Here is an 11,542-nt window from a genome sequence, read left to right as displayed (position 1 = left end):
GAAATGCGCTCATTTTAGTTGACATTATATTTATGAGTATGATAAACTGATAAATGCTTGGTAATATACCAGGTAGAAGTTTGGTTTCAGGAGGATTTAATAATGGAAAAAGGGAAAGTAAAATGGTTTAGTGCTGAAAAGGGTTTTGGTTTTATTGAAAGAGAAAACGGAAATGATGTTTTCGTCCATTTTTCAGCAATAAACATGGATGGGTTTAAGACATTGGAGGAAGGCGCTGAAGTTGAGTTTGAAGTTGTAGAAGGGGCAAAAGGCCCCCAGGCTGCAAATGTTCATAAGCTATAATTAAACGGAAGCTCAGAGACTTTAAATTTAATAATATTTCAATAATATAGAAGCAATGTAGCCATCCAGACCCGATATAGTTAGAAACTGCTATATCGGGGTTTTATATTATTACGGATAAATGGGGAGAATGAGAAGTGAGAGTTGGAAACTGCAATCCTTCAGAAAAAGTAACAGTGCTGAAGGGAATAGTAATAAGAAGCATTATTAAGTATTAATGTGAAATAATAAGTTCAACTATAATAAGACTAAATTAAAGAAGAATATTAAAGTTTTTGCCATTGACTTTATTTAATATTTTCTGTATACTAACTGTTACAGTATATAAGATAAGTGTAAATGATATAAGTGAAGAGGGCGCTTAGCTCAGCTGGGAGAGCATCTGCCTTACAAGCAGGGGGTCATAGGTTCGATCCCTATAGCGCCCACCAGCGAAATTAAGGGTTTGAGGATTAAAGCCTTCAAACCTTTTGTTTTTTATAAATTTCTTTGCTGAGCATGGAGGAGTGTTAAAAAAGCAAAATGTTGTATCCTTTAAAATTCAAACCTGTATATAAGGATTATTTGTGGGGAGGCAGAAACCTGGAAAAACTGGGAAAAGTGCTTCCTAAAGGAATAGTTGCAGAAAGCTGGGAGGTATCCTGTCATCCTGATGGGGAAAGCATTATTGCCAATGGCGAATTCCAAGGTATGCCGTTATCTGAATATATAAACAAGTTCCAATATAAGGCAATGGGGAAGAGTCTATCCTGGAAGCCGGGAGACAGGTTTCCCCTGCTTGTGAAGCTTATTGATGCTAATAATAAGCTTTCAGTACAGGTACATCCGGATGATAAATATGCTGTTTTACACGAAGAGGATAAAAGTGGTAAGAACGAAATGTGGTATATAATATCTGCAAAACCCGGAGCGAAGTTAATATACGGGTTAAAGCCCGGAACTACCAGGGGGGTATTTAAAGAAGCCCTGGAAAATGGTTTGGTAGAAAAATACCTGAACTATATTGAAGTGTCTGAGGGGGATGCAATAAACATCCCTGCAGGAATTATCCATGCTATCGGCGAAGGTATAGTGCTTGCAGAAGTACAGCAAAACTCCAACAATACTTATAGGGTTTACGATTATAACAGGGTGGACAAGGACGGAAATAAAAGACCACTGCATATTCAGAAAGCCCTGGATGTAATTGATTTTTCCAGTGCTGCAGCAAAACAAGGGAAATTAAAAGGAATTACTGTTCCAATTAATAATGATTGCACAGTAACATATTTGGTAAAAAACAGGTATTTCTCAGTAGAATTATATGATGTACGGGGTGAGGTTAAAGAAATTGCAGATGGGAGCAGGTTTTGTATATACATTTTTATTGAGGGAGAAGGGACTATATGTTATGGAATTGGCGGTTGTTTGAGTGGTAATATAGATGAGGATGATTGTAATGGAGGAAAAAACAGGCAAGGTATAGAATATTTTAATAGGAAAATGGACGTTAGAGCTGGGGAATCAATTTTTATACCAGCTGATATGGGTAAATACGTAATATTTGGTAATATTAAGGCAATAAAGGCATATGTGCCAGGAAGGAGAGAGAATCATGTATTTTTATGAAGAAAGAATCAGACGAATAATTAATGAACTTCAGGGTTATATACACCCTGAAAAAAGAAACATCCCTAAATTTAAAATGAAACCCGGCCCATACAGTGCTCGCAATATAGATTTTGATGATTCCGAGGGCTGGGTTGAATTTAACCCTGGAGACAGGTGGGGTGAAAGAGACAAATCTTTCTTGTTCTTCACCAATGTGGAAATCCCTAAAGAGTTTGACGGAAAGACAGTGGTGCTTGAAGTAAAAACCGGAAGAGAAGGGGGATGGGACGCGTTAAATCCCCAATTTGTAGTTTTTATTAATGGTAATCTAATTCAAGGCCTGGATGTAAACCACAGGGAAATTATCTTGTCTGAAAAGGCTTCTGCCGGAGAGGTTTACAATGTCATGCTCCATGCTTATTCGGGAATGCACGAAGGATTGGTTGAGCTTAATGCAACTATTGCCATATTGGACAGAAAAGTGGAAAGTCTTTACTATAATTTAAAAGTACCGTATGATGTGGCAGTTCTTCTTGAAAAAGAAGATAAGAGAAGAATTGATATAATTGGGTTTTTGAATGAAACAATAAATATTCTGGATTTGCGTAAACCATTTTCGACTGGTTTCTATGAATCTGTTGACAGAGCAAACCAATACCTGGAGAAAGAATTTTATGCCAAGTACTGCGGCCACGAAGACTATGTTGCAACATGTATTGGGCACACCCACATAGATGTGGCCTGGCTGTGGACACTGGCACAAACCAGGGAAAAGACTGCAAGGAGTTTTTCAACAGTACTTTCACTTATGGAACAATATCCTGAATATATATTTATGTCAAGTCAACCCCAATTGTATAAATTTATAAAAGAAGATTATCCTGAGATCTATGAAAAAATCAAGGAAAGAGTGAAAGAAGGAAGATGGGAGCCTGAAGGGGCAATGTGGCTTGAAGCTGACTGTAATATATCGTCGGGGGAATCCCTGGTCAGGCAGGTGTTGTTCGGTACAAGGTTCTTCAAGGATGAGTTTGGTATAAAAAACAGAATACTGTGGCTGCCCGATGTTTTCGGATACAGTGCTGCTTTGCCACAAATACTCAAAAAGTCCGGTGTGGATTATTTTATGACAACCAAAATCAGCTGGAACGAGTATAATAAACTGCCATATGACACTTTTATGTGGAGGGGGATAGATGGTACCGAAATACTGACTCATTTCATAACTACCAGGGAAAGGAATTTTAAGAATAATTCCTACATTACTACATATAATGGTATTCTTGCACCACCTCAGATAATAGGGGCTTGGGAGAGGTATCAACAAAAAGATCTGAACAATGATGTGTTAGTATCCTTCGGGTATGGAGACGGCGGTGGTGGGCCTACCAAGGAAATGCTTGAAAACGCAAGGCGAATGGCAAAAGGAATACCCGGTTGTCCCAAAGTAAAAATCGGTAAATCTTTGGATTATTTTAAAAAACTTGAGAAAAAACTTGCAGGAAACAAAAAACTTCCCAAATGGGTAGGAGAGCTATACCTTGAGTATCACAGGGGTACTTATACTTCCATGGCTAGAAACAAAAAATTCAACCGCAAGTGCGAGTTTCTCTACCAAGATGCAGAAATGCTGTCTGTTATAGGCAAATATGTTGCTGGATGGGGTGAATATCCGCAGGAAAAAATTAATAATGGCTGGGAAATTCTTCTACTTAACCAATTCCACGATATACTCCCCGGATCTTCAATAAAAGAAGTATATGAAGATTCAAAGGAGCAGTACCTTGCCATAACTGAAGCAGGGCGGAATTTAATTAATAATGCAATTAAAGGCATTGCTGCAAAAATAGACCTTAAGGACACATCCGTTACTGTATTTAATCAATTAAGCTTTGAACGGAGTGATCTGGTAGAGGTTGAATTACCTGATGGGTATAATGCCGTGGAGATTATTGACCGCAATGGTAAAGTCTTACCTTCCCAGCTCATAGCAGATTGCGGGGTTGTAACAAAAGCTGAGAAAGTGAATAATCCGAGTAAGCGCAGGGTATTATTCTTTGCTGAAAATGTACCTTCAAAGGGGTATAAAGCTTTTAAAATAAGGCCGATAAATGTTGAACAGTCAACAAATTCTATTAATTCAATAAATTCTATAAGCAATGAGTTTTTTGATATAAAGTTTGATGAAAACTACAACATAACATCCATTTATGATAAGGTAAATTGCAGGGAAGTTGTTAAAGAAGGTCAAAGGGCAAATGTAATACAGGCTTTTGAAGATAAACCCCATAATTATGATGCATGGGATATAAACATATATTACCAGGAAAAGATGTGGGAAGTAAATGATGTTGAAAGTGCAGAAGTTGTAGAAAATGGTCCTGTAAGAACTGCAGTAAAGTTGATAAGGAAGTTTCTAGATTCTATAATTGAGCAGTATATTTATATCTACAACCAGGTACCAAGAATAGATTTTAAGACACGGGTAGACTGGAAGGAAAAGCAAATACTCCTTAAAGCTGCTTTTCCTGTTGATGTGCATTCTGACAAAGCTACATTCGAAATACAATATGGCAACGTAGAAAGGCCGACGCACTGGAATACCAGTTGGGACGTTGCAAGATTTGAATCAGTAGCGCATAAATGGGTTGACCTTTCAGAGGATGATTATGGTGTAAGCCTGCTTAATGAAAGCAAATATGGCCATGATATAAAAGACAGTGTTATAAGAATCTCACTGTTAAAGTCTGCAATATATCCAAATGTAGATGCAGACAGAGAAGTCCATGAATTCACTTATTCTCTTTATCCCCACAAAGGAGATTGGAGAGAGGGAAATACTGTGCAAATGGCTTATTTCCTCAATTGCCCCATGTATTCTATAATAGAAGATGCTCATACCGGTGAGTTGCCTGAGGAATTTTCATTGGCGAAAATTGATAAGGAAAATGTTGTTATTGAGGTTGTCAAGAAAGCCGAAGACAGTGAGGATATAATAATAAGAATGTATGAATGTTATAACAGGAGGACAAAGGCAACCCTTACCTTCTTTAAAAAGCTTTCTGAAGTATGGGAATGCGACCTTATGGAGAATAATATTGAAAGAGTTGGCGTTACAGGTAATAGTTTTGAGTTTATAATAAAGCCTTATGAAATTAAAACATTTAAAATACGGGTAATATAAAATACGCGTAATATAAATATGTCGGTATAGATATACTAATATAGTTGTAAATAGCTATAAATATTATACATAGAAGGGAATGTGTAATGAACACAACTGCCAGGATAGATGAAGTTTTTAGAATAATAAATGCAGAGCATCATGACCCTTTTAGTGTTTTAGGAATGCATGTTGTAAGTCTTAATGATATAAAAGGAGCTTCTTCAGAAGAGGATGGTATTTTAAATAGAAGGAAAGCCCTTGTAGTGAGGGCTTTCCTGCCTAATGCGGAAAGTGCCCTGGTAATAGGCCTGGGAAAAGAGGTATCATACAAAATGGAGAAAATCCATGAAAAAGGTTTTTTTGAACTGGTAATACCAGGAAAGGAAAACTTTTTTCCCTATAATATTGAAATAAGTGATTACCATGGCAATTGCTACAGGATATATGATCCGTATTGTTTTCCACCTGTCCTTACGGATTTTGATTTTCATCTTTTTAACGAGGGCAATCATCATAAAATATATGAGAAGCTTGGAGCCCATATTTGTACAATAAATGGAGTAAAAGGCACATTATTTGCTGTTTGGGCACCCTGTGCAAAAAGAGTCAGTGTAGTTGGGAACTTCAATCAATGGGATGGAAGACGGCATCAAATGAGAAACAGGGGCCCATCAGGTGTATGGGAGATATTTATACCAGGGATTAGTGAAGGGGAAATATATAAATATGAAATAAAAACCCAGAGCAACGAACTATACCTTAAAGCAGACCCATATGCATTTTACTCAGAGTTGAGGCCGGGTACGGCGTCAGTTGTGTATGATCTGGACGGATATAAGTGGGGCGACAGCATATGGATGAGGCAGCGGGACAGCGGCAATTTTTTTGATAAGCCTGTAGCTATATATGAAGTCCATTTGGGTTCATGGGCAAGAGTAACTGAGGAAGGAGATAGGTTCCTTACATATACTGAGTTGGCGGATAAGCTGGTGAGTTATGTAAAAGAAATGGGGTATACCCATATTGAGCTACTTCCTATAGCTGAGCATCCTTATGATGGTTCATGGGGATACCAGGTTACCGGATACTATTCCCTTACAAGCAGGTATGGTAAACCCGAAGAATTTATGTATTTTGTCGATAGATGTCATCAGGAAGGTATTGGTGTTATTATAGACTGGGTCCCTGCCCATTTCCCCAAAGACGGCCACGGGCTGGCCAGATTTGACGGTTCGGCCCTATATGAGCATTATGATCCGAGGCAGGGAGAACACCCTGACTGGGGGACACATATATTCAATTATGGAAGATATGAAGTAAAAAATTTCTTAATTTCTAATGCCTTATTCTGGTTTGAAAAATACCATATAGATGGGCTGAGAGTAGATGCGGTTGCTTCAATGTTATATCTGGATTACGGCAAAAAGCAGGGAGAATGGCTGCCTAATAAATGGGGAGGCAAGGAAAATGTGGATGCCATAGAGTTTTTGCGGCAGTTGAATACTACGGTATTCCACTATTATCCCGGTGTTATGATGATAGCCGAAGAATCAACCTCATGGGCACTAGTATCAAAACCTCCTTATGTCGGGGGACTGGGCTTTTCCTTTAAATGGAATATGGGCTGGATGAATGATTATATAAGGTATATAAGCATGGATCCAATATACCGGAAATACCATCATAATAATTTGACATTCTCAATAATGTATGCTTTTTCTGAGAATTTTATCCTGGTCCTTTCTCATGATGAAGTTGTCCACGGGAAGTGTTCCATGATAAATAAAATGCCGGGGGACTATTGGCAAAAATTTGCAGGGTTAAGGGTAAGCTATGGATATATGTATGGACATCCAGGGAAAAAGCTTCTTTTTATGGGTGGAGAATTCGGACAATTTATCGAGTGGGATTATAAACGTAGTCTTGACTGGCACTTGCTGGATTATGAAATGCACAAAAAACTTCAAAAATATGTCAAGGACTTGAATACTTTATATAAAAGTGAAAAAGCTTTCTATGAAGTGGACTTTAGTTATGAAGGCTTTGAATGGATTGACTGCAATGATTCGGATCACGGAGTGGTATCCTTTATCCGTAAAGGGAAAAATTGGCGGGATATGCTGATATTTGTGTGCAACTTTACTCCTATAGTGTATGAAAACTATAGAATAGGAGCTCCTTTCAATGTATTTTATCAGGAGATATTTAACAGCGATTCCCAAAATTATGGAGGAAGCAATGTAGGAAATTTTGGAGGGGTACAGGCTGAAGAATTGGGCTTTCACAACAGGCCATACTCCATAAATCTTAAAATTCCACCATTAGCAATGATTATATTGAAACCGAAGTTCATCATGGAATGAATTATACCGGATTTCATGGAATAAAACTCATAAAGCTTATGTATAAATTTTATATGTATAAACTTTATTTTGCTAAACCATGTAATCATAAGTTGACAATAAAGTAAGGCAGTTTTGATAATTTATCAAGACTGCCTTTAATATCTGGTGACCCATAGGGGACTCGAACCCCTGTTACCGCCGTGAAAGGGCGGTGTCTTAACCGCTTGACCAATGGGCCATTTATGGTAGCGGCGGTCGGATTTGAACCAACGACACTGCGGGTATGAACCGCATGCTCTTGCCAACTGAGCTACGCCGCCATAATAGCTGCTATAATAAATGGGCTACGTAACTTTATACTTTATACGAATAGGTAACCCGCAACATGCTATTTTATTTTAGCAGATACTTAGCGATAAAGTCAAGAAAAAAATTTCGACCGTATGAATTTCGATCTGTGCGATTAAATGTACCATATATTAACATATATGGTAGGAGTTTATCTGAACAGCTAAAGTCACATGCTGTAAAAGTTGGTTGGATTTGGCGTATTAGCGGGAAATACAAATGATTCTACTACAAATGATTCTACTACAGATGTATTTGACATGATTTATTTGTAAAATGGTAGCAGACATAGTGGTAAATTATGGATGCGAAATGCAGGTAAAATCATAAGCATATACCGGAAGTACCTTAATTTGGTTTTCGAATACATAAATCGTCATAAGGAAACTGATTGATTATATGCCATCGAAACATCTTCCGTTGGCTGTTCTAACCTGCCGCATATTTTCTTTAATTCAAACCGTTCTTTGCATATTTTATTAAAAACTTAGCTAGAATATTGACCAAATTAAAAGTTCATATTATAATAATTTAGTTAATTTAATAGTCAATATATTAACTAAGGTGGGATTATATTATGATTGTCAAGTCGACAGAAATCAAGAACAACTTTGCAAGGGGGTTGTTTGTATGATGGAAGATGTAAAAATATTAAGAAGGTTGGCGTATGAGTATTTTAAAATTGCAAATAGTGATAAAAATTATGAAAATATAAGGCTTCATAAAGCAGTTAATGATTTAAAACAGATAAGACCAGTAGTATTAATTGATGAACTTCCATGGAGCGAGATGAATATCAATAACGAACTGACATTACAATGCACGGATACATATTTACGTACAATAGAATGGTTTTTGCGCAGTAATATTTACAAGAATAAGTATATGCCTGCCGATATGATTGTACCCCCATTTATTCCGGTCAATAAAGTCATACACTCCACAGGGATTGGCATTTCTGTGGAAGAAGAAGTATTAGCTACTGATGAAAATAATAATATCAAATCACATATGTATAAAGATGTATTGCAAACTGAAGAAGATTTAGAAAAACTGCATAACCCGATAATTACCTATGACAGGGAAGAAACACTAAAGCGCTACCAATTAGTCGGAGAAATATTAGGAGATATATTGCCGGTTAAACTTGCAGGTATTGGTTACTTCAGCATGGCAATCTGGGATGACATAGCAAGGTACCGTGGTGTAACAAATTTGTTAATTGACCTGGTTGAGCGTCCTGAATTTATGCATAAGATAGCTCAAAAACTAACGGATATTAAATTGTCATATTTAGATCAAATAGAAGCCCTGGATTTATTGGATAACAATTCTTACAGCTTGCATTGCACTCCTATTCATACCAGTGATCTGCCCAGTAAGAGTTTTGATGGGGAAAAACTTACAAGAAAGGATGTCTGGGGTAGAGGTGCCGCCCAAATATTCGGAGCTGTTTCCAAACAAATGCATGAGGAATTTGATATCGAGTATATGAAAAAGACAGTAGGGCAATGCGGTCTTGTATACTATGGCTGCTGCGAACCATTAGATAAAAAAATCGATATTGTTGAGAAAATACCAAACCTTCGTAAGATCTCCGTCACACCCTGGGCAAATGTTGATGTTGCAGCTGAAGCTATTAATAAAAAATATGTGCTTTCTGCAAAACCTAATCCTTCCTCTGTATCAGTGCCTATGCTGGATGAGGAAAATCTAAGGAAGGAACTTGGTGCCATTCTTGATGCATGCAGAAGAAATAATTGCTCTTGCGACATTGTCCTTAAGGATATCAGTACCTGTTGCAAAAGACCCGAGAACATTTTCAAATGGCAGGAAATCGCTATGGATATGGTGAAGAATTATTAGAATGATTGAATATGAAGTCAAGAAAATTCGCTTCGCTCATGACTTGAACATCGAAGCAAATTTTCTTGAGTTTAGGATAAAGCTAAAGCGCTATATTATTAGATTCCCTTTTGGCTCTTTTGTACGGATCATCCATATTCAAGCTCCAATTAGGTTTTTCATAATCCGGTTAACTCTATCCTTTGTACCCTATTACTTCCTTTGAGGAATAATTTCAACCCAATACCCGTCAGGGTCTTCAATAAAGTAAATCCCCATAGACTTGTTTTCAAAACATATGCAGCCCATATTCTTGTGATGTTCATAAGCGGCATTGAAGTCATCAACAACAAGGGCTAAGTGTATTTCATTATCAGACAGGTCATATGGCTCTTTTCGATCCCTGAGCCAGGTAAGCTCTATCTGATGCTCGGTAGTTTCGTCACCCATGAACACCAATATAAAACTTCCGTCAGATGCTTCTTTCCTTCTAATTTCCTTTAATCCCAGGGCTTCCTTGTAGAAAGCCACGCTTTTTTCCAGGTCCGTAACATTAAAATTGGTATGAGCAATTGAAAACTTCATCGTCCTTTACCCCTTTCTTATCTTTCTCACTTTTTCTAAAGAATAATATATAAATAATATAAAAGAACAATATGCTTTATGTTTTTAATATTGCTTATATATTTTAATACAAATTATATAATGCAATATAAATTATACAATTTAAATTCTATGATGTAAATTCTACGATTGCAAATTTTATGATGCAAATCAAGTTTGGAAATTCAAAGGAAATATTTTGGCTTGTTCTGCGTTTAAGTTCCAATACAATTACAATGTAGGTTTATTATATATAATTTGCTGTCCTCTACGCCATAAGGTTATAACTTTTGCAGGTAAATCCTTTACCTTATCGGCAAATTCCTTTGTAACCGGATATTGATCCCAAAAGTGCATGGGTATAAATAGTTTTGGCTTTATTGCTTTTATAAAATACTCACCGCCCATATGGCAATACTCTTTTAGTCTGGGGTCAACCGGAAAGAATGCAATATCAATCTTTTCTCCTTTAATCCTTTCAATTTCCTTTATAAATTTGCCCTGATCTTCCTCCAATTCATCAAGGGTTGACTCATAATACCAATACCAGCAGTTCAAATCCCCTGCATGGAATATGTAAAACCCGTCTACTTCTACTAAAAACGATACCCCTATGTCAGTAGAACCATATGTCTTTATTCTAACACTTCCTATTTTAATTTCCTGATATGGGAATATAAAATAAAAGTTGGGACGCTCACTTGCTGCATTCTTATTGACTAACTGTATATCATCCCGTATATCATAACTTAATATGTATTTGATATTTGGATTTGCCTTAATCCATTCATAAATCACGGGATTAAAGTGGTCGCTGTGGCTGTGAGATACAAAAACAAATATATTTCTTCTTGCCTCAAGGTCATGTGAAGAAACAGCTCCGTTATCCAAACATCTGGCATCCCTTTGAGGACTATCCGAAGAATAGTCAAACACAATAAAATGCTCCTGCGTTTCTACTGCAAACCCGCTATGGCGTAAATACCAAATCTTAATCTGTTTTCCATCCATTATGGCTACCTGCTCTTCAGTATTATAAGTATTATATTATTGTACGGTAACCCCAGCATAACACACACCACCGAATAACTATTGTCCCTGTACACTTATATTATATCAAAGTATTGCTAATCTTCTTTATTTTCAAGTAGTTCTTCAAACCCATACTTCTTAAGCAATTCTTTAGCCTTCTTAATGCCATCTTCACCAATGCTCACTGATTTTGATTTATGGCTGCCTCCAATCAGCCCCTCATCCGAAAGCTCATTCAAAATACCAAAATCATAACCCTTCCAGCTTCTGCGATACTTAATTCCAAACTCATTTTCTTCCCAGGATGTCA

At 37.0% G+C, this 11,542-nt stretch carries 8 protein-coding genes and 3 tRNA genes; 6 read left to right on the top strand and 5 right to left on the bottom strand.

All coding sequences use genetic code 11. From position 1 onward, the window contains the following. Positions 1–102 precede the first annotated feature (102 nt). The 5 genes from HPY74_17145 to glgB all read left to right on the top strand — a co-directional run bounded on the left by HPY74_17145 (position 103) and on the right by glgB (position 7,422). Positions 103–303, top strand: coding sequence for a cold-shock protein (locus HPY74_17145; GenBank protein NSW92362.1), 201 nt, complete (start codon positions 103–105; stop codon positions 301–303). A gap of 355 nt (positions 304–658) precedes the next feature. Further along, positions 659–734: transfer RNA gene (locus tag HPY74_17140), tRNA-Val, on the top strand. Between the two features lie 91 nt (positions 735–825). Then, positions 826–1,911 (top strand): class I mannose-6-phosphate isomerase, encoded by a 1,086-nt coding sequence (locus HPY74_17135; GenBank protein ID NSW92361.1) that lies wholly within the window; start codon positions 826–828, stop codon positions 1,909–1,911. Then, on the top strand, positions 1,898–5,077 hold the full coding sequence (locus HPY74_17130) for an alpha-mannosidase (GenBank protein NSW92360.1): 3,180 nt from the start codon (positions 1,898–1,900) through the stop codon (positions 5,075–5,077). Before HPY74_17135 ends, HPY74_17130 begins: the two co-directional genes overlap by 14 nt. An 86-nt stretch (positions 5,078–5,163) precedes the next feature. Further along, on the top strand, positions 5,164–7,422 hold the full coding sequence (glgB, locus tag HPY74_17125; protein ID NSW92359.1) for a 1,4-alpha-glucan branching protein GlgB: 2,259 nt from the start codon (positions 5,164–5,166) through the stop codon (positions 7,420–7,422). A 145-nt stretch (positions 7,423–7,567) separates the two neighbouring features. Here glgB and HPY74_17120 read toward each other — a convergent pair. Together HPY74_17120 and HPY74_17115 are read right to left on the bottom strand one after the other, a co-directional pair. After that, a tRNA-Glu gene (locus HPY74_17120) sits at positions 7,568–7,642 on the bottom strand. Positions 7,643–7,647: 5 nt separating this feature from the next. Next, a tRNA-Met gene (locus HPY74_17115) sits at positions 7,648–7,724 on the bottom strand. Between the two features lie 658 nt (positions 7,725–8,382). Here HPY74_17115 and HPY74_17110 point away from each other — a divergent pair. After that, entirely contained in the window at positions 8,383–9,618 is a 1,236-nt protein-coding gene (locus tag HPY74_17110; GenBank protein ID NSW92358.1) for a hypothetical protein, read from the top strand. A 192-nt stretch (positions 9,619–9,810) separates the two neighbouring features. Here the strand turns inward: HPY74_17110 and HPY74_17105 are convergent, their stop codons facing one another. The 3 genes from HPY74_17105 to HPY74_17095 form a co-directional block, all read right to left on the bottom strand. Further along, complete coding sequence (locus HPY74_17105) at positions 9,811–10,182, bottom strand: VOC family protein (protein ID NSW92357.1); 372 nt, start codon at positions 10,180–10,182, stop codon at positions 9,811–9,813. 249 nt (positions 10,183–10,431) lie between these two features. After that, complete coding sequence (locus HPY74_17100; GenBank protein ID NSW92356.1) at positions 10,432–11,211, bottom strand: MBL fold metallo-hydrolase; 780 nt, start codon at positions 11,209–11,211, stop codon at positions 10,432–10,434. A 116-nt stretch (positions 11,212–11,327) separates the two neighbouring features. Further along, positions 11,328–11,542 (bottom strand): transposase (locus HPY74_17095; GenBank protein ID NSW92355.1); only part of this gene is annotated, 215 nt, incomplete at its 5' end.

This window comes from Bacillota bacterium (assembly GCA_013314855.1).
Lineage (GTDB): Bacteria > Bacillota > Clostridia > Acetivibrionales > DUMC01 > Ch48.
This window is presented reverse-complemented; position numbering and strand designations above follow the sequence as displayed.